The sequence below is a fragment of the Serratia sp. NCCP-200 genome (genome assembly GCF_059697885.1).
In genome coordinates, this window is the sequence record NZ_BAAKUJ010000001.1 from 1,053,372 (window position 1) to 1,072,823 (window position 19,452).

At 53.8% G+C, this 19,452-nt stretch carries 19 protein-coding genes; 12 read left to right on the top strand and 7 right to left on the bottom strand.

Annotated features, from left to right (window positions below):
• Positions 1-41: 41 nt before the first annotated feature.
• From AC6HVW_RS04910 to pabB, 4 genes are all read right to left on the bottom strand, one after another.
• The gene (locus AC6HVW_RS04910; RefSeq protein ID WP_071682962.1) at positions 42-1,643 is read right to left on the bottom strand and encodes an EAL domain-containing protein; all 1,602 of its coding nucleotides are present in this window, start codon (positions 1,641-1,643) and stop codon (positions 42-44) included.
• Between the two features lie 337 nt (positions 1,644-1,980).
• Complete coding sequence (gene sdaA / locus AC6HVW_RS04915; protein WP_071682961.1) at positions 1,981-3,345, bottom strand: L-serine ammonia-lyase; 1,365 nt, start codon at positions 3,343-3,345, stop codon at positions 1,981-1,983.
• Between the two features lie 372 nt (positions 3,346-3,717).
• A complete protein-coding gene (locus AC6HVW_RS04920; protein ID WP_059201062.1) occupies positions 3,718-4,296 on the bottom strand; it encodes a CoA pyrophosphatase in 579 nt (192 codons plus the stop codon).
• On the bottom strand, positions 4,293-5,666 hold the full coding sequence (pabB, locus tag AC6HVW_RS04925) for an aminodeoxychorismate synthase component 1 (RefSeq protein WP_071682960.1): 1,374 nt from the start codon (positions 5,664-5,666) through the stop codon (positions 4,293-4,295). Before pabB ends, AC6HVW_RS04920 begins: the two co-directional genes overlap by 4 nt.
• Positions 5,667-5,931: 265 nt before the next feature.
• Here pabB and AC6HVW_RS04930 point away from each other — a divergent pair, with 265 nt between their 5' ends.
• Together AC6HVW_RS04930 and AC6HVW_RS04935 are read left to right on the top strand one after the other, a co-directional pair.
• The gene (locus AC6HVW_RS04930) at positions 5,932-6,939 is read left to right on the top strand and encodes a glycosyltransferase (protein WP_071682959.1); all 1,008 of its coding nucleotides are present in this window, start codon (positions 5,932-5,934) and stop codon (positions 6,937-6,939) included.
• Between the two features lie 63 nt (positions 6,940-7,002).
• Positions 7,003-7,245: a YoaH family protein gene (locus AC6HVW_RS04935; protein WP_021806766.1), complete on the top strand. Its 243-nt coding sequence runs from the start codon at positions 7,003-7,005 to the stop codon at positions 7,243-7,245.
• Between the two features lie 37 nt (positions 7,246-7,282).
• Here AC6HVW_RS04935 and purT read toward each other — a convergent pair whose 3' ends face one another.
• Complete coding sequence (gene purT / locus AC6HVW_RS04940) at positions 7,283-8,461, bottom strand: formate-dependent phosphoribosylglycinamide formyltransferase (RefSeq protein WP_121607113.1); 1,179 nt, start codon at positions 8,459-8,461, stop codon at positions 7,283-7,285.
• A 211-nt stretch (positions 8,462-8,672) separates the two neighbouring features.
• Between purT and dbpA the strand changes: the two genes are divergently transcribed.
• From dbpA to AC6HVW_RS04960, 4 genes are all read left to right on the top strand, one after another.
• On the top strand, positions 8,673-10,055 hold the full coding sequence (dbpA, locus tag AC6HVW_RS04945; RefSeq protein ID WP_021806764.1) for an ATP-dependent RNA helicase DbpA: 1,383 nt from the start codon (positions 8,673-8,675) through the stop codon (positions 10,053-10,055).
• An 85-nt stretch (positions 10,056-10,140) separates the two neighbouring features.
• Positions 10,141-10,467, top strand: coding sequence for a YebG family protein (locus AC6HVW_RS04950; protein WP_021181047.1), 327 nt, complete (start codon positions 10,141-10,143; stop codon positions 10,465-10,467).
• A 39-nt stretch (positions 10,468-10,506) separates the two neighbouring features.
• On the top strand, positions 10,507-10,815 hold the full coding sequence (gene yqfB, locus AC6HVW_RS04955; protein ID WP_024530217.1) for a N(4)-acetylcytidine aminohydrolase: 309 nt from the start codon (positions 10,507-10,509) through the stop codon (positions 10,813-10,815).
• 155 nt (positions 10,816-10,970) lie between these two features.
• Positions 10,971-13,004 carry a S9 family peptidase gene (locus AC6HVW_RS04960; RefSeq protein WP_071682957.1) on the top strand — a complete coding sequence of 678 codons (2,034 nt, stop codon included), beginning with the start codon at positions 10,971-10,973 and terminating at the stop codon, positions 13,002-13,004.
• 30 nt (positions 13,005-13,034) lie between these two features.
• Here AC6HVW_RS04960 and exoX read toward each other — a convergent pair whose 3' ends face one another.
• On the bottom strand, positions 13,035-13,703 hold the full coding sequence (gene exoX, locus AC6HVW_RS04965; RefSeq protein WP_021806761.1) for an exodeoxyribonuclease X: 669 nt from the start codon (positions 13,701-13,703) through the stop codon (positions 13,035-13,037).
• Positions 13,704-14,124: 421 nt separating this feature from the next.
• Here exoX and AC6HVW_RS04970 point away from each other — a divergent pair, with 421 nt between their 5' ends.
• Positions 14,125-14,562: a TraR/DksA C4-type zinc finger protein gene (locus AC6HVW_RS04970; RefSeq protein WP_021806760.1), complete on the top strand. Its 438-nt coding sequence runs from the start codon at positions 14,125-14,127 to the stop codon at positions 14,560-14,562.
• A gap of 112 nt (positions 14,563-14,674) precedes the next feature.
• Entirely contained in the window at positions 14,675-15,664 is a 990-nt protein-coding gene (gene pip, locus AC6HVW_RS04975; protein ID WP_071682956.1) for a prolyl aminopeptidase, read from the top strand.
• Positions 15,665-16,176: 512 nt separating this feature from the next.
• On the opposite strand, the gene AC6HVW_RS04980 is transcribed toward pip, so the two are convergent.
• A complete protein-coding gene (locus tag AC6HVW_RS04980; RefSeq protein ID WP_021181054.1) occupies positions 16,177-16,407 on the bottom strand; it encodes a DNA polymerase III subunit theta in 231 nt (76 codons plus the stop codon).
• 387 nt (positions 16,408-16,794) lie between these two features.
• Here AC6HVW_RS04980 and ftnA point away from each other — a divergent pair, with 387 nt between their 5' ends.
• The 4 genes from ftnA to AC6HVW_RS05000 all read left to right on the top strand — a co-directional run bounded on the left by ftnA (position 16,795) and on the right by AC6HVW_RS05000 (position 19,315).
• Positions 16,795-17,313: a non-heme ferritin gene (ftnA, locus tag AC6HVW_RS04985; RefSeq protein WP_024485864.1), complete on the top strand. Its 519-nt coding sequence runs from the start codon at positions 16,795-16,797 to the stop codon at positions 17,311-17,313.
• 322 nt (positions 17,314-17,635) lie between these two features.
• A complete protein-coding gene (gene yobA / locus AC6HVW_RS04990) occupies positions 17,636-18,019 on the top strand; it encodes a CopC domain-containing protein YobA (RefSeq protein ID WP_024485865.1) in 384 nt (127 codons plus the stop codon).
• A gap of 3 nt (positions 18,020-18,022) precedes the next feature.
• Positions 18,023-18,904: a copper homeostasis membrane protein CopD gene (gene copD / locus AC6HVW_RS04995; protein WP_497569283.1), complete on the top strand. Its 882-nt coding sequence runs from the start codon at positions 18,023-18,025 to the stop codon at positions 18,902-18,904.
• Between the two features lie 69 nt (positions 18,905-18,973).
• Entirely contained in the window at positions 18,974-19,315 is a 342-nt protein-coding gene (locus tag AC6HVW_RS05000; RefSeq protein WP_071683295.1) for a YebY family protein, read from the top strand.
• The last annotated feature ends 137 nt before the right edge of the window (positions 19,316-19,452 follow it).

The window sequence follows — 19,452 nt, forward strand, 5'->3', positions numbered from 1 at the left end:
TTCAGTTTGCAGTGCTCCTATAGCGAGCCGGTTGAAGTTTGTCAGCCGTCTCGCTTTTCTTTTGTTTGCGGCTGTTGATGCAGCACGCGTTGACGGGTTTCATACTGTTGCAGCCACAGTGGAAACACGTTGATCGGCATCGGCTTGGCAAAATAATACCCCTGCAAGGCATTTACCCCCTGCGAACGTAGATATTCTGCCTGTTCCTCCGTCTCAACTCCTTCGGCCACCAGTTTTAATTTCAGGCGCTGTGCCAACGTAATAATGGTATCTGTCACGGTGGCATTGACTGCGTCGGTACCAATGGCGGCGGTAAAGCCACGATCGATCTTCAACACGTCCGGGCTGAGCTTTTTCAGGTAACTGAGCGAGCTGTGGCCGGTGCCGAAGTCGTCTATCGCCAGCATGATCCCCATCTCTTTGAGCGTTTTAATCTGCTCATACTGAATTTCTGACAGGGCGGTTCGCTCTGTCAGTTCCAGCATCAATGAAGGCATCGGATGGGCGGGCAGCCATATGCGGCGGATGTCATCGATAATGCTGACGGTGTTGAAATGCTCTGCTGCGACGTTGATGCTGATATAGAAAGAGGGGCGAGGGGGGAACAGGTTGAGGTTTTCCACCACAGTGGTCATCAGATAACGCGTCAGGGGAATGATCAGGGCGTGTTGTTCGGCCAGCGGGATAAACACGTCTGGCGAAATCCAGCCTTGCCGCTTGTTCTTCCAGCGCATCAAGGTTTCAACGCCGACACAGCGCCCATTATCGCTGTTGATAATCGGCTGGCAGTAGACACGAAATTCGCGATGCGTAATGGCGTGGCCAATATGGTAAGACAGGCTCATGCGGTTGGCGGTGATCAGATAGACCACGTAGGCCGCCAGCAGGCTCAGCATAAGCGCCAGAGGAATATGGCGGGGTAGTGCGGCCAGTGCCAGAGTACGGGCATCAGGTCCAAACAGGGAGATGGAAAAAGGATACTTGGCGGATTTGGCGGTGTATTGCAGGCCTTCGGCTTTGCCATCGCTCAGGGTAATTTCCTGTTGACCATATTCCAGTCGGTAGGCACCCACGTTGAGAGCAACCCGGTGAGCATAAGGCTCTTGTGGTTCCAGCAGGAAATTGGACAACAGATCGATATTGAAAACGTGCAACACTCCGCTGGTACTTTGATCGGGCACCGGAGTCCACAGCACCAGCGTTGGCGTTCCTTTTGCTACCGTGATGGAGGGGCGCAGTGCCAGCTGCATGCCGCCTTGGGTCATGGTCGGGAAAATGGTGGTAAACACATAGTGGCGCTGACCAAACAGGCTGGAGCAATAAATCGTACCATCCTTGACTAACAGCAACGAGCGCAGCGCCTGATTCTGTGCGGCACGAAAGCGTAACGTTGGCATCACCGAATCGCAGGGTTGCCCGATTAGCGACATGGTGCTGAGAGCCTGTTGCTCTGCGGGCAGCAGCAACGCATTGAGTTTGGTGATCACCCGGCTGGCCAGGACGCGCTGGTTCTGCTCGGTATTACGGACTTCCTGATAGTAGCGGGTATACAGCGAAATCAACAAAATAGCCAACCCAACCGCGCCGGCGAGAAGCCAACGGTAATAGCGGTATTTCGATGCGGCAAGTTGGGTCATCAACATCCGGTAAGTCCTTGTTCAGTCTAACTGCCTGACGCCACTTCCAGGCGCAATTTCAGTAATACTATGCTTGGCTAATTCTAGCCTGTTCGCATGGAAAATTGATGGTAACTCAACAAATTATTTCGGTTGGCGCGATCAAAGGGGAAATTTGGGGGTTAACCGGCGGATGGGCGAAGTGGTCAGGTTAGCAGTATTGCTGAATTTGTACGGGGCAACGAGGTTTTTCCCCAGCTAATCTATTGATTCTCTGAGTGTGCGCAGCACGCGGTTGCGTAGCCAGTTCAGGCTTTTTCAGCCGTTCCCCCTCGCCGGTGATGACGAGGGGGGACAGACTTAATCAGTCACACTGAACCTTGATCGCCAGACCGCCACGGGAGGTCTCACGATACTTGGCGTTCATGTCTTTACCGGTTTCGTACATGGTTTCGATCACCTTATCCAGCGATACGCGTGGCTCGCTGGTGCGGCGCAATGCCATACGCGCCGAGTTGATCGCCTTCACCGAGGCAATGGCGTTGCGCTCGATGCAAGGGACCTGTACCTGACCGGCTACGGGATCGCAGGTCAAGCCCAGGTTATGCTCCATGCCGATTTCGGCGGCGATGCAAACCTGCTCAGGGCTGCCGCCAAGCAACTCGGCCAGGCCCGCTGCGGCCATCGAACAGGCCACACCAACTTCGCCCTGGCAGCCCACTTCGGCACCGGAAATCGAGGCGTTCATTTTATACAGCGTGCCAATCGCACCGGACGCCATAAAGTAACGGACATAGGTTTCCGGGCTGACGGACTCGATGAAATGATCGTAGTAAGCCAGCACCGCAGGGACGATCCCGCAGGCTCCGTTGGTTGGGGCGGTCACCACGCGGCCACCGGCGGCGTTCTCTTCGTTCACCGCCAGCGCAAACATGTTGACCCAGTCGATAACGTTCATTGGGTCGCTGGACAGTTTGTCTGAGGAAACCAGCAAGCGGCGCAGGGCGGAGGCGCGGCGTGGAACCCGCAGCGGGCCAGGCAGTACGCCTTCGGTGTTCAGACCGCGATCGATACAGGCGCGCATGGTTTGCCAAACGTTACCGAAATAGGCCTCGATCTCCTGCTTGCTATGCAGTGCCAGTTCGTTTTGCATGACCATCCCGGAGAGGGACAGGCCAGTGGCGTGGCAGTGGGCCAACATTTCGCTTGCCGAGTGGAACGGATAGGGAACCGAGATTTCGTTACTTTCGGCTTTGCCGAAATGTTCTTCATCAACGATAAACCCACCCCCGATGGAGTAATAGGTTTTACTGTAAACCTGCTTGTCGCCAGCGAAGGCATGGATCTGCATGGCGTTTTCGTGCAGCGGCATATTGTCGCTACGGAATACCATGCCGCCGTCGCGGGGGAAATCGACTTCGTGCAGGCCGTTGGCCAGCATCAGGCGTTGACGTTGCTCAACATCGCGAATAAAGCCTGGAATGCCATCGATATCGACGGTATCAGGCATATTGCCCGCCAGGCCGAGAATGATGGCGATATCGGTATGGTGACCTTTACCGGTCAATGAGAGTGAGCCGTAAACATCGACGGCAACACGCGTGACGGAAGGCATCAAGCCTTCGTTTACCAGATCGTCGACAAACTGTTTGCCGGCTTTCATCGGTCCAACCGTATGAGAGCTGGACGGGCCGATGCCGATCTTAAACATGTCGAAAACGCTAATCACGCTAAAACTCCTTAAAGAGGCATATTGTTATGGCTGCTGCGGTTAAAAACCGCGCAGGGAACGGCGATAGTGTAAAAGGGCCGTACGGGTTTTGCGGCCCTTTTCGCATGAAATAAAGTAATCCTTGGTATTGCTGTTAACGCCTTAAAACGCTACCGGGGTAATCCTTATAATATTAGTGGTTTATTCCGGTCGTGGCTATTTTACAGGTATTTCGTAAGGTTGAAGAGAGAGTTTACAGTTTTTTTAAAACATCGATAGCGGTAACGGTAGTTGATAAAACAGACTGCTGGAGTGATAGCGATCGCTTTATACTCAAAACGACAGGTAATCCCGGCTTTAACGTGACGTATGTCTCAAAAAATGCCAGATTCAAATGCTGACTTGCTGTGCCAGGCGGCGAATAATTGCGGCCGTCAGACCCCAGACGAATTGGCTCTGATACCAGGAAAGATAGACTCGATGTGCGTGGCCACCACGATGAATGTCCAGCGGATAATAGCGTGAGAGCCGCAGCGCTTCTTGCAGCGGGATTTCGAACACCTCGGCGACCTCATCTTCGTTGGCATGAAACGCCACATCTGCCGGGATCAGGCCCACCACCGGCGTCACCTGAAAACCGGTGCTGCTGTCGAGCGGGGCCAACTGGCCGAGGATGTGCACCCGCTGCGGCGGGATCGCTACTTCTTCCTGCGCTTCACGCAGTGCGGTAATGATGGGAGAACCGTCTTCAGCATCGGTTTTACCGCCGGGGAAGGCCACTTGGCCCGCGTGTTTACGCAGTGAATCGGCGCGGCGGGTGAGCAACAGGGTCGGTTCTGGCCGACAAACGATCGGGATCAGCACGGCGGCTGGGCGCGAGTTGTGGGAGATCTGCATCGCCTGCGGCTGTTGCAGCTGAAAGCGGCTGATAAAATCGGCCAATGAGGCCGGATAGTCCTGATGGCTCACGAAACGGTAAACTCCCCCAGCTGTGGCAAGATACGGCCTACCTTATCAAAGGTTTCCTGATACTCCGCCTGTTCCTGACTATCTGCAACGATGCCACCTCCGGCAGAACAGCTGATGCGCCCGTTTTCGGCAATCAGGGTGCGGATGGTGATATTGGTGTCCATGGTACCGCAAACGCTGAGATAGCCAATGCTGCCACAATAGGCATTACGACGCTGCGGCTCCAGTTCTTCGATGATTTCCATTGCCCGCACTTTGGGCGCGCCAGTAATCGATCCGCCGGGAAAACAGGCGCGCAACAGCTCGCTAGCCGAGCGGTTAGCGGGCAGGGTGGCCGTAATGGTACTGACCAGATGATGTACCGCCGGGAACGGCTCAACCACGAACAGTTCCGGCACCTTGACGCTGCCAGGCTCTGCCACACGGCCAATGTCATTACGCAGCAGATCGACAATCATCAGATTTTCGGCCCGGTCCTTGGGTGAGTTGGCCAACTTTTGCGCCTGTTCTGCATCCAGCGCGGCATCGGCAAGGCGGGGTAGTGTGCCTTTGATGGGCCTGGTCTGGATCTGCCGATCGGCCAACCACAGGAAACGTTCTGGTGAAACGCTTAACACCGCGTTGGCGGGCAGGCGCAGGAAAGCGGAGAACGGCGCACGGTTGCTGGCGCTTAGCTGCTGGAATGCCTGCCATTCGTCCCCTTGATAAGGGGCGGAAAAACGCTGAGCCAAATTGATCTGATAGCAATCGCCACTGCGCAGATAGCTCTGGATCCGCCGGAATTTTTCGCCATATTGTTGGCGCGTCATGTTGGCCTGCCAGTTGCCGGTCAGGGTGAAGGGGGGCTGCGGCACCACATGCTGTTGGTTAAGCCATTGCCAGCGCTGTTCTTCATCCCCATAGCTGAGCAGGGTCAGTTTTTGCTGATGATGATCGGCGATCAGTGCCCAGTCATAAATACCCACCGCCATATCCGGCAGCTTGATATCGGCCTGCGCCAACTGTGGCAACGCTTCGATGCGTCGCCCCAAATCGTAGCCAAATAGCCCCAGCGCTCCCCCTTGAAAGGGCAGTTCGCCGTTCAGTGGCGGATGCAGGTTGAGAGCATCTAGCTGTTGCTGCAACAGCACAAAGGGATCCTCCGGTGAGTGACTGCGAGTCTCTCCCTGCTGGATCTCGGTGCTGGCACCGCAAGTCGTCAGCGTGGTGCGTGGTTCTGCCACCAGAATGTCAAACCGGTTATGCGGGTGCTCGGCAAAGCCTGAATGCAGCAGCATAGCCCAAGGCCGTTGTGCCAATGGAGCGAACAGCGTTAATACGGCTTCGCGCGTATAGGGTAACGATTTAAGGTTTGGGGCGGAGACATTCATAGGATCAATCAACCTGACTCACGTAAACAGCGGTGTTGGCAACCATTCTGCCACATTACGCCATAGGGTGCTGCTTACAGATTAGCCGCATGAAAAGTAAACCATGCGTAAATGAAGCATTTTTTGCCACGTCTGCCATATTATTACATGTAAAAATCCCGCCTATATTCACCGGAATAAATTTCCGCGATGGATGTTCTAATAAGCAAAAATAAATTCAAAATTATCTTTTTCACCCGAAAATCATTCTGCAGGTGAGGCAGCAATGTCATTAAAATTAAGCGTTATTGTTCCTTTGCATAATGTAGGGGAGCTATTTATTCCTTTCTTGAATTCATTGCTGGCGCAACATGAACAGCAGTTGGAGGTGATCATCATTAACGATGGTTCCACCGACGGCTCTGGAGAAATCGCGCACCGCTACGCCGCGCAGCATCCGCATATCAAGGTCATCGATCAGCCCAATTCAGGGGTTTCCAATGCCCGTAATGCCGGGCTGGCCGTGGCCCGTGGCAAATATGTCGCCTTCCCCGATGCCGATGATTTATTGGATCCAAAAATGTATTCAACGCTGCTTGCATTAGCCGAAGAACATCAATTAGACGTGATGCAATGTAACGGCGAACGCTATTTTGCAAGCAATGGTGATTTGCAACTCATTATTCCTGTTTCGCGCTTGAAAGATACGGTGGTTATTTCTGGCGCGCAGTGGTTGGAAATGGCGTTGAAATCAAGACGCTTTATTCATGTGGTGTGGTTAGCCGTGTATCGCCTGGATTTTATCAAGCAGCACCAACTTTATTTCGAACCTGGTTTACACCACCAGGATATCCCGTGGACCACCGAGGTAATGTTCAATGCTCAACGAGTGAAATACCTGAGCAAACCGCTATATCGCCAACGGGTACATGACCGCTCGATCAGCAACCGTCGGCGTACCGGGCAGGCGAACGTCGAGTATCAGCGCCACTATATGAAAATCGTCGAGATGCTGGTGGCGCTGAATCAGCGTTACAGCAGCAAGATCCCGATTTGTGCGGCCTTCCACTGGCAAATCGCGCGTGAAGCGCTGGGGATTTGCCATAGTATTCGCCGTGAGCCCGAATTGCAGGCGCAACAACAGATTGCTGAAGATTTCTACCGGCGCGGCATTCAGCGGATGATGATCGACAATATGCGAGGTATCAAGCAGACCTGGCATGTGATGCTGTGGCTGCATCGCTTAAAACAGTGGCGCATTGATAACGCGACCCCCTTGCGGGCCAGCGAATAACAGGTGTAGGGATCTTCGTCGTTAGCGCGTATAATTCACACCTATTTTACCGGGGAGAAATACATGCTTGCAGGTATGCCGTCACTGAGTCACCAAGAACAGCAGGAAGCTGCTGAACGTATCCATCTGCTGATGGGGCAGGGCATGAGCAGCGGAGAGGCCATCGCGACTGTGGCGCAAGAAATCCGCGAAAAACATCAGGGCGATCAGGTTAGCGTAATGTTCGACGATGAAGAAGAAGAACAGCAGCAGGAAGAACCGACCGAGTATCTGGACGAAGATAGCGAAGACGACGAAAACTACTGACGTTAGCGGGGGTCGGCGTCCCGAACCCCCAACCGGTTTACCCCTGCACCGTCACCGCGGCAGCGGCCTGTTTGGCCAGCTCTACCGCTTGCTCTACTTCTGGCGCAACGGCCAGTGCAACACCCATCCGGCGTTTGCCCTCGATGTTCGGTTTACCGAATAACCGCACCTGATTATAACCACTTAGTGCCGTCTCCAACCCGCTGAAGCGCACGTTGTCGCTGCTTAGCTCCGGCAGGATCACCGCAGAGGCGGCGGGCCCGAACTGGCGTATCGCGTTAATCGGCAGCCCAAGGAAAGCACGCACGTGCAGCGCAAACTCGGACAGATCCTGCGAAATCAGCGTAACCATGCCGGTGTCGTGCGGGCGTGGAGAGACCTCGCTGAAAATCACCTCATCACCGCAGACGAACAGCTCCACGCCGAACAGGCCAAATCCACCCAGTGCGTTAACCACTTTGGCGGCAATTGCCTGAGCACGGCTTAATGCCAGCTCTGACATCCGCTGCGGCTGCCAGGACTCGCGGTAATCACCATCTTCCTGGCGGTGGCCGATCGGCTCACAGAAATGTACGCCATCGACGGCGTTGATGGTCAGCAGGGTGATCTCGAAATCAAATTTGACCAGCCCTTCAACAATGACCCGGCCTCCGCCAGCGCGCCCACCAAGCTGTGCGTAATCCCAGGCTGCGCCCAGTTGCTGCTCTTCACGGATCAGGCTTTGCCCTTTACCGGATGAGCTCATCACTGGCTTGACGATACAAGGGTAACCAATTTCGGCCACCGCTTGGCGGAAGCTTTGCTCGTTATCGGCAAAGCGGTAGCTGGAGGTTGGCAGCTCCAGCGTTTCAGCGGCCAGACGGCGAATACCTTCACGGTTCATGGTCAGACGTGTGGCTTCGGCGCAGGGGACGACGTTATGGCCCTGTTGCTCCAACTCAACCAGCATGCTGGTGGCGATAGCCTCTATCTCCGGCACGATAAAATCGGGGCGTTCCTGTTCGATCAACGCTTTTAGCGCCGCGCCATCCAGCATGTTGATGACGTGGCTGCGGTGTGCCACATGCATGGCCGGGGCATCGGCGTAACGGTCGACGGCAATCACTTCCAAGCCTAAACGCTGGCATTCGATGGCCACTTCTTTGCCCAGCTCGCCTGAGCCGAGCAGCATAACGCGAGTGGCGGCAGGGCGCAGGGCGGTTCCAATAGTTAACATAGTCTGATACCTGGATCTGAATGAATTCACGGGTCTGACACTGAGCGTGCAGTATATACGAAAACGATTGCGTACGACCAGCGGCGCCTATTAACCGCTTTTTTTAACGCTGAAATCCGGAAACCCCACCAACTCTGTTATCATCTGCGCCTGATCCGGTGCCAGCCAAGCGCAGCGCCGCCTTTCCACTTGCTATATAAGAGTTATTGCCGTGAGCACAGTTTCTTTTTCTTCCCTGCCGCTGCCAGCTGAACAGTTGGCCAACCTCAACGAACTGGGGTATGCCGAAATGACGCCGGTACAGGCCGCAGCGCTGCCTGCCATCCTGAACGGGCAGGACGTGCGTGCCAAAGCGAAAACCGGTAGCGGTAAAACGGCGGCATTTGGCATCGGCCTGCTGGATAAAATCAACGTTGCCAAAGTGGCCACCCAGGCGCTTATTCTGTGCCCGACGCGTGAGCTGGCCGATCAGGTGAGCAAAGAGCTGCGTCGCCTGGCCCGCTTTACCCAGAACATCAAGATACTGACCCTGTGTGGTGGCCAGCCGGTGGGGCCACAGCTCGACTCCCTGGTGCATGCGCCGCACATTGTGGTGGGTACGCCGGGTCGTGTGCAGGAGCATCTGCGCAAGAAAACCCTGGTGCTGGACGAGATGACCGTGCTGGTGCTGGATGAGGCCGACCGCATGCTGGACATGGGCTTTGCCGATGATATCGATGATGTGATCAGCTATACGCCGCCGCAGCGCCAGACCCTGCTATTTTCTGCCACCTATCCGGCGGGCATTGAGCGTATTAGCGCCCGTGTGCAACGCCAGCCACTGAATGTGGAAGTTGAAGATGGCGATGAGCAAGCCTCTATCGAACAACGTTTCTATGAAACCACTCGCGATCAACGCCCTGCGGTGCTGGTGAGCGCCATCCGCCATTATCAGCCCGCGTCCTGCGTGGTGTTCTGTAACACCAAGCGTGATTGCCAGAGCGTGTATGAAGCGCTGGAAGCCCGTGATATCAGCTGCATGGCGCTGCATGGCGATCTTGAACAACGCGATCGTGACCAGGTGCTGGTTCGCTTTGCCAACCGTAGTTGCCGTGTATTGGTGGCGACCGACGTGGCCGCGCGTGGCTTGGATATCAAAGAATTGGAGCTGGTGGTCAACTACGAGTTGTCGTTTGACCCTGAGGTTCACGTCCACCGCATTGGCCGTACTGGCCGTGCCGGTCTGAGTGGCTTGGCAATCAGCCTGTGTACGCCGCAGGAAATGGTGCGTGTTCATGCTCTCGAAGAGTATCTGTCCATGCGCGCAAAATGGTCGCCAGTGTCTGAGCTGAGCGGGGCGTCTAACGCGCCGCTGGAAGCGGAAATGGTCACCCTTTGCATAGACGGTGGCCGCAAGGCAAAAATCCGCCCTGGCGATATTCTTGGGGCGTTGACCGGTGACGCCGGGCTAACGGCGGCAGAAGTCGGCAAGATCGACATGTTCCCGGTGCATGCCTATGTGGCTATCCGTAAGGCCAGTGCCCGTAAGGCACTGCAACAGCTTCAGCAAGGTAAGATCAAAGGCAAGAGCTGCAAAGTGCGGCTGTTGAAATAATAAACGGCAGGGCGCTTGCAGCCCTGCCCGAAATCACTCTATACTGTATAAAAATACAGTATCATAACCTTTGAGGAAGATGCTCATGGCTGTTGAAGTGAAATATGTAGTAGTGAGAAACGGTGAGGAAAAAATGACTTTCGCAAACAAGAAAGAAGCCGATGCCTACGACAAAATGTTGGATCTGGCCGATAGCCTCGGTGAATGGTTGCAGCAAGCGCCAGTCTCGCTGGAAGAAGAACAGCGAGAAGGGTTGAGCTTCTTCCTGGCGGAACACAAAGATGTGCTGGCGCAGATCCTGCGTGGTGGTGCCCCGCAAGAAGCCGCCAAAAAACCAGCCAAAACCAAAGGTGAGAAACCTGCCGCCGCCCCGGAAGAAGGCGCTGCGTCAGAAGAGCAGCAGGCCGCCTAAGCAGTGGTACAGCAACATGATGATAACCAAGGATCCAGCATGTCCCGTGAGATAACCTTCTTCAGCCGTTTTGAGCAAGATATTCTGGCCGGGCGCAAAACCATTACCATTCGGGATGCTAGCGAAGCTCACTTCCAGCCGAACGAGGTGCTGCGCGTCAGCCGCAACGAAGACGGCGTATTTTTCTGTTATATCGAGGTAAAGTCGGTAACGCCGGTGCGCCTGGATGAGCTAACGCATGAACATGCGCAGCAGGAGAATATGACGCTCAGCGAACTCAAGCAGGTGATCCAGGATATCTACCCAGGGCTTGATGAGCTGTTTGTCATCGCGTTTACCAAGCGCTGATGCCGTACGCCATCTCACATTGCGATGAGATGCTGACAAAACCTAACCGGTTCACTGCGTAGGGGCGCTGCTGCGCCCATTTACTTACGCGGCTTGTTAACCTTGTGAAATTCGTGTCATTCTTGCCTTAATCAAAGTAAGCGGATGATTTAGCAATGATGACACCTCCCAAGGCAGAAAAACGTCCTTATCCCATCACCATCCATGGCGACACGCGTGTGGATGACTACTACTGGCTGCGCGATGACGAACGTACCGATCCCCAGGTATTGGAGTATTTGCGGGCTGAAAATGCCTACACCGACGCTCAGCTAAAGCCGCAACAGGCGCTGCGTGAAACTCTTTATCAGGAGATGGTCGCGCGTATCCCACAGCAGGAACATTCCGTGCCTTACGTCAGGCGTGGTTTCCGCTATCAGACCCGCTATGAGCCGGGTAATGAATATGCGCTGTATGTGCGCCAGCCTGCAGCGGCTACCGAGCTTTGGGATACCTTGCTCGATGGCAACCAGCGTGCGGAAGGGCACGAATTCTATACGCTGGGCGGGTTGGACGTCAGTCCGGACAACCAGCGCCTGGCCGTGGCGGAGGACTTCCTGTCACGCCGCCAATACGATATCCGTTTCAAGGACCTAGGCGACGATAGCTGGGCCGATGAGGTGCTGGAAAACACCTCTGGTAACTTCGAGTGGGCGAATGACTCCGCCACTGTCTACTACGTGCGTAAACACGCCAAGACATTGTTGCCGTATCAGGTCTATCGCCACGTGGTGGGTAGCGATCCGCAGCAGGACGTGCTGATCTACGAGGAACAGGATGACACTTTCTACGTCAGCCTGGAAAAAACCACCTCCGAGCGCTTTATTCTGATCCACCTCAGCAGCACCACCACTTCGGAGATCCTGCTGCTGGATGCGAACAGTGCAGACAGTAAGCCGCAGATGTTTGCGCCGCGCCGTAAAGATCACGAATATGCCATCGATCACTACCGTGAGCATTTCTACATTCGTTCTAACAGAAACGGCAAGAACTTTGGCCTGTATCAGAGCGAGCAGGCTGAGGAAAGCCAATGGCAGGAACTGATTGCCCCGCGCACCGATGTCATGCTCGAAGGGTTCAACCTGTTCCGTGACTGGCTGGTGGTGGAGGAGCGCATCGCCGGGCTGACCCAACTGCGCCAAATCCACTGGCAGAGCGGTGAAGACAAGCGCATCGCTTTTGACGATCCGACTTATGTCACCTGGCTGGCCTACAATCCAGACCCGGAAACCGAGCTGCTGCGTTACGGCTATTCCTCCATGACCACGCCAACTACGCTCTATGAGTTGAATCTGGACAGCGGCGAGCGGGAGTTGCTCAAGCAGCAGGAAGTGAAAAACTTCACGGCGGAAGATTATCGTAGCGAGCGCGTGTGGGTGAAAGCTCGTGACGGCGTCGAGGTGCCAGTATCTTTGGTTTACCGTGCTGACCGTTTCGCACATGGGGCGAACCCGCTGATGGTCTATGCCTACGGCTCCTATGGCAGCAGCATGGATCCGGCATTCAGTGCCAGCCGCCTCAGCCTGCTGGATCGTGGTTTTGTCTTCGCGCTGGCGCATATTCGCGGCGGTGCCGAGCTCGGGCAACTCTGGTATGAAGACGGCAAGCTGTTCAACAAACAAAATACCTTTAACGACTTTATCGACGTCACCAAGGCATTGGTAGAGCAGGGCTATGGCGATACTGACCGGGTGTTTGCAATGGGCGGCAGTGCCGGTGGCTTGCTGATGGGCGCGGTAGTCAACCAGGCTCCTGAGCTGTTCAATGGCGTAGTGGCTCAGGTACCGTTTGTGGACGTGGTCACCACCATGCTGGATGAGTCCATCCCGCTCACCACCGGTGAATATGACGAGTGGGGCAACCCAAACGACAAGGCGTATTACGATTACATCTTGCAGTACAGCCCTTACGACCAGGTGAAAGCGCAGGATTATCCGCATATGCTGGTCACCACCGGGCTGCATGATTCGCAGGTGCAATACTGGGAGCCTGCCAAGTGGGTAGCGAAACTGCGTGAGTTGAAAACTGACGATCGCCAACTGCTGCTGTATACCGATATGGATGCTGGCCACGGCGGTAAGTCTGGGCGCTTTAAGGCTTACGAAGATATTGCGCTGGAATATGCGTTTATTCTGGCGCTGGCGGAATAAATCATCGCGGGCAGGAGACTGCCCGCCTGATTAACCCAACAGATAGTATTTCAACGTGTGTTTCATATCCGGGCTGAGATCGTCGATGGATTTCAGCATCCAACGCAGATAGCCAGGATCGTCCAGCGCCACCTGCTCAATAGATTGCCCACGATATTTGCCGAACTTGAATTTTTTCAACAATACCGGCTGCTCGGTGATTTCCAGCATCTGTTCTGGCGTCCAACCGGAGTCCTGCACAATGCGTTGCAGCAGTGCGGCGGTGACGTAGCAGTCGTACAGTGCGCGGTGTGGATAAAGCGCGGTATCCTGCGGCAGTTGTACATCCAGATTCAGCGCATAGCGCAGGTATTGATTACCATATTTAATGTCTGGGTACAGCGTACGTGCCAGCTTGAGGGTACAAATCCAGGCACCGTTCATTTCCGGCAGCATGGCACGATCAAAGGCGGCGTTGTGCGCAACATAATATTGGCTGCCCTGGTAACGCCCAATGGCGACGGCGATACGCGGCTTGCCCTCAACCATCTGCTCGGTGATGTGGTGAATGGCCATGGCGTCCAGGCCGATAGGCCGGTCTGGGCTGATCAGGTCGCTCATCGGATTAGTGATTTGCCCGTCGATCACGTCAACGGAAGCGACTTCCACTACGCCGCCGTCTAGCCCACAGGTTTCAGTATCGATTACACGTAACATCATGATGTTCCCAGCTAAAGTCTACTGCCTAGCTTAACGATATGGGGTTGCGATGCCAACCTGTCTTTTCGCAGGCAACAAAAAACCCGCCTCGGCGGGTTTAACTACGGTCAGAAACTGATTTACTCACCAGATGTAGACGCCTGTCCTTTTTTGGAACGTTTCTCCGCTTTTTTCTCGGCTGGGGTTTTCAACGGCTTCTTCTTCGCATTTTTCTTGCTGTCCATTCCCTTACTCATGATGGCCTCTTGGTTAACCTATGGTTGGGTGGCTTGCTGGACCATTAACTCCCTCGCGGCCATCATATGCAAGCAGCAAAGGGTATGGAAACGTCAACGCCTTGTTTATCCAATGATTATTTATTATTAACCTTTATGTGTTAAAAATGTTATAATGTAACAAACTTATGTACACGGAGTGTGCCATGACAGTCATGACATTATTAAGCGAGCAACAACTGCTGGCGATGCCAGAATCTGATTACATGAATACGGAGCAGCGGGCGTTTTTCCGCCAACGCCTATTGGACGAGCAACAAAAACTCTGGCAGCACATCGACGTGCTGAAACGTGATATCGACAGCGGCGATATAAGCGGTGACGAAGCGGATAAAGCCGCGCGCGAAGAAGATCTGCGCCTGCTGTTCCGCCAATTGGATCGGGAAACCCGCCTGTTACCCAAGATGGCCGCCGCCCTGCAGCGCCTGGAAACCGGTGATTTCGGTTATTGCCTTGAAACGGGTGAGCCTATTGGCCTGCCACGTCTGTTATTGCGCCCGACGGCGGAGCTGAGTATTGAAGCCAAAACCGCACAAGAAATGCGCGAACCCCATATGCGTAAAAGCAAGTCGACTTCATTTTAAGCAAACGCGCACTAACATGTTGGTATAGGTGGAGGTTTTAGCGTTTTACCGTTGACCTGATGAGCGGCTTCGGCTTTGATGAAGGTATCACTCACAGAGAGACGTACGCGCCATGGAACAATTACGAGGTTTGTACCCGCCATTATCCGCCTATGACAGCGGTTGGCTGGATACTGGAGATGGGCACCGGATCTACTGGGAGCTGAGCGGCAATCCAAACGGTAAGCCTGCGGTCTTTATCCACGGCGGGCCTGGCGGTGGTAGCGCACCTTATCATCGCCAGCTGTTCGACCCGCAGCGCTATAAGGTTTTACTGTTCGATCAACGCGGCTGTGGTCGTTCCAAACCACATGCCAGCCTGGACAATAACACTACCTGGCACCTGGTCGACGATCTCGAAAGACTGCGTGTCATGGCCGGAGTGGACCAGTGGCTGGTCTTTGGTGGCTCCTGGGGTTCCACGCTGGCGCTGGCCTATGCACAGACGCATCCGCAACGCGTCAGCGAGATGGTGCTGCGGGGGATCTTCACGCTGCGTAAGCAGGAGCTGAGTTGGTATTATCAAGACGGCGCTTCCCGCTTCTTTCCGGATAAATGGGAGCGGGTGTTGTCTATCCTTTCGGAGGAAGAGCGCAAGGACGTGATTACTGCCTACCGTCAACGTCTGACTTCACCGGATCTGCAAGTGCAGCTTGAGGCTGCCAAACTGTGGAGCGTGTGGGAAGGAGAAACGGTAACGCTGTTGCCAAGCGGTGCTTCCGCCTCCTTTGGCGAAGATGATTTCGCGCTGGCCTTTGCCCGTATTGAGAACCACTACTTTAGCCATCAGGGCTTTCTCGACAGTGATGACCAGCTGTTGAGCAACGTCCCGCTGATCCGTCATATTCCGGCGGTGATTGTCCATGGTCGTTACGATATGGCCTGTCAGGTACAAAACGCCTGGGATCTGGCCAAGGCCTGGCCAGAGGCTGAACTGCATATTGTCGAAGGGGCAGGGCACTCCACGGATGAACCGGGTATTTTGCACCAGTTGATGCTGGCTACCGACCGTTTCGCTGGCCCCTCACCCCAACCCTCTCCCACAGGGAGAGGGAGCTGTTAGTCCCTGCTCATTTGGAGGCAAATTGGTAACTTTAGCAAAATCGGTCGCCTCCTCTGCTGGCTACCGACCGTTTTGCACAACCCTTTCCCACTGGGAGAGGGAGACGTTATTGGAGGTAAATCGGTAACTTTAGCAAAATCGATCGCCTCCTGATCCAAGGTGAGTCGCAAGAAATTTTAAACACACTCGATCGGTTCCCCATTTGGAGGTAAATCGGTAATTCTAGCAAAATCGGTCATCTCCTCATCCAAGGTGAGTCGCGAGAAATTTCAAACACACTCGATCGGTCCCCCATTTGGAGGTAAATCGGTAACTCTAGCAAAATCGGTCATCTCCTCATCCAAGGTGAGTCGCGAGAAATTTCAAACACACTCGATCGGTTCCCCATTTGGAGGTAAATCGGTAACTTTAGCAAAATCGATCGCCTCCTGATCCAAGGTGAGTCGCGAGAAATTTTAAACACACTCGATCGGTTCCCTCTCCCTGTGGGAGAGGGTTAGGGTGAGGGGTCATTACTTCATTTTAGGTTCGTAAGGCAGGCGAGAGAATTTGTGTGATTCGACGCGATAGTGCATCACTCGCTCGCGGAAGTAGTCTTGCAGATGCTTTGGCTGCTCACGCTCCACCATCTCAGGGATCACCGGCATATTGTAGCGTTCCTTGAATGCCACTCCAGACGCGGCCAGATCAACGTTCACCTTGTCCATCTCGTCTTTGGAAAGTTCTGCCAGATTGTAACCCATGGGATCCTCCTTCTAGTGTGTAACGGCAACTCAGCGCAGAAGGTAATCTACCGTGCCGCGCTTGGCAAGCTTCTCAAGCCAACCTATCCCTGTCATCTTCAGACTCTGAGTATAGAGTCATTACAAAAAGCAGGGTGATATAATGTTTAAGCCTAATGACGTTGTTTTATTTTGTTAAATAAGAATGATTCGTCTTCCTGCAAATATAAAGATGAAAATGATTATCATAATAATTTAATGTTAAATTGAGTTTTTTATAACGCATTGAATTTATGGCTAAATTAACTTTTAAATAAATGAATGTAAATCAAGTGTTTTTATTTTGTATTAATCAAGGCATAATGTGGTCAATTAAATTTATGACCTGCAAAAATAATAGGGATCCTCATGCTAACGCAAGCAATGACCACGAAACTGAATGAGCAACTGAATCTGGAATTCTATTCCGCCAATTTGTATTTGCAAATGAGCGCCTGGTGCAGCGATAAAGGCTTCGAAGGTGCCGCCGCATTCCTTAAAGAACATTCACGCGAAGAGATGCAGCACATGCAGCGTCTGTTCGACTACCTCAGTGATACCGGGGCTTTGCCGCTGATCGGCAGCATTTCTGCACCACCGGTAGAGTTTGAATCACTGGCGGACGTTTTCCAGCAGACTTACGAGCATGAGCAACTGATCACTCGTCAAATCAATGAACTGGCGCACGTGGCTATGACCACACAAGACTACTCAACCTTCAACTTCCTGCAATGGTACGTTGCCGAACAGCACGAAGAAGAGAAGCTGTTCAAATCCGTGCTGGACAAGTTGGCGCTGGTAGGCAGCAGCGGCAAGGCACTGTTCTTCATTGATAAAGATCTGAAGAGAATGGGTGCTGAGGCAGTAAGCGGTAACGGCCAGGCCTGATAACCCGCTTTTGTCATCAATCTGAAAACCGCGTACTTTTCCCCGTACGCGGTTTTTTTTGCCCTGCGTTTATCGGTCAGTGATAGCGATACGTGCTGCCAGATCGCAAAATATCAGTGATGTGCTCGACTTGCCGATTCACCGTCGTTATGATTTAACGCGATACGCTACCGGGAGGTAGAGAGTTATAACAGTGAGTTACCCACTCCTTCTGCTGTTTACCCGTGGCGCAATCACAGTGGTGGGTTGAGGCTGCGGAAACATCGCTCCGCGTAACCGGTCTTGGCCCTTATCACCTACATAATTGATAAAGGACTCCTCCGTGATCGCTAAAATTCGTTCATCCTATCGCCTGCTTTCCACCATTTTTGTACTGTTTGTCGGCTTGTCTTCTCAGCAGGCGTTGGCGCATGCCCACCTGAAAGTACAGACTCCGGCGGCAGATGCCACCGTCAGCTCTGCGCCAAAAGTGCTGACGCTGAATTTCTCCGAAGGCATTGAGCCTAACTTCAGCGGTGTGAAAGTGACCGGCCCAGATAACGCCGTGGTTAAAACCGGCAAGCTGGATCTGGATCCAAGCAACAACACCCAGATTAACGTACCGATTGAAAGTGAACTGGCTGCGGGGAAATACCAGGTCAGCTGGCACGTGGTTTCCGTTGACGGTCATAAAACCAAAGGTCAGTACAGCTTTACCGTTAACTAAGCTATGACTCTGGCGACCCTGTTTGTGCTGTGTCGCTTTGTGCACTTTACGGCGGTGATGCTGATGTTTGGCGTCAGCCTGTTCACCGCCGTCCTGTCGCCACAGCGCCTTTCCCCGATAATCACCCGCGATTTGCGCCCGCTGCTGCTCGCCTCGACCTGGATCTCCGCATTAACCGCTTTGCTGATGCTGGCTATTCAGGCCGGCTTGATGGGCGATGGCTGGGCGGATACCTGGCAATTGAGCATTTGGTGGGCGGTGTTGGGCACCACTTTTGGTGAGGCCTGGTGCTGGCATCTGGGGTTTTCCCTGCTGGCCTTGTTAGCCTTGCTGTTGCCTGCGGCAAAGCGGGGGCAAGCGCTAGCGCTGTGCTCGGCACTGCTACTGGTCAACATGGCGTTTATCGGCCATGCGGCGATGCATGCGGGCATATTGGGAATAGCACACCGAGTTAACCACGCTTTGCACCTATTAGCGGCAGGTTACTGGTTCGGCAGCCTATTACCGTTGTTGCTTTGCCTGCGCTACTTGCCACAACCGCAATGGCGTAGCGATGCGGTCGCCACCTTGATCCGTTTCTCCCGCTGGGGCCATGTTGCCGTGGTGCTGGTGATCGTCACGGGCATAATCAACAGCCTGATCATCCTTGGCCGCTGGCCAGTCGATCTCGATTCCGCCTATCAACGCTTGTTGTTAGTTAAAGCCGGGCTGGTGGCATTGATGGTGATGGTGGCATTGGCAAACCGTTACGTTATCGTCCCCGCAATGCGCACCTCCCCCAATCTGGCACAGCGCGGGTTGGTGATCGCCTGTTGGCTTGAGGTGACGTTGGGCGCTGCGGTGCTGCTGTTGGTGAGTTTATTTGCAACCTATGCACCGGTATGACATTGCGCCTTGCCGGATGCCCCCAAACTGCGGGAAAATCGATTTAAATCGCAACTTAAGGCCAAAAACATGAAATCTGTAATTCTTGGTATTGCGCTGTTGGCAACGGCGTCGAGCGCGCTGGCGGCAGATAAGCTGGTTAACGTCACTAAGCTGGAGTACGGCAAACAGTGGGCGTTCACCAAAGAGGAGGTCACGCTGCAATGCCGCAAAGGGGCCGCCTTGTTCGTGCTCAACAACAGCACCCTGATGCAGTATCCGCTCAATGAAGCCGCAGAAGCACAGGTGAAAGCGGGGCAGCAGCGTGCCCAATCGCTGGATGTGATCCTGTTGGATGATGCCAACAACCCAGGTCATAAAATGAATGTGCAACCTTTCCGCGAAAGAGCAGAAAAACTGTGTGCTGACTAATCAGCTAACCACCCGATACTTATGCAAAAGTTTACGGGTGGTGACGAGATGTACGTAATTAATTTCTGTTTGTAACTATCACTTGTGTGCGCTGGGCTGGCAAAACTGGCACCTTGGACTATTCTTAGATTGCACGG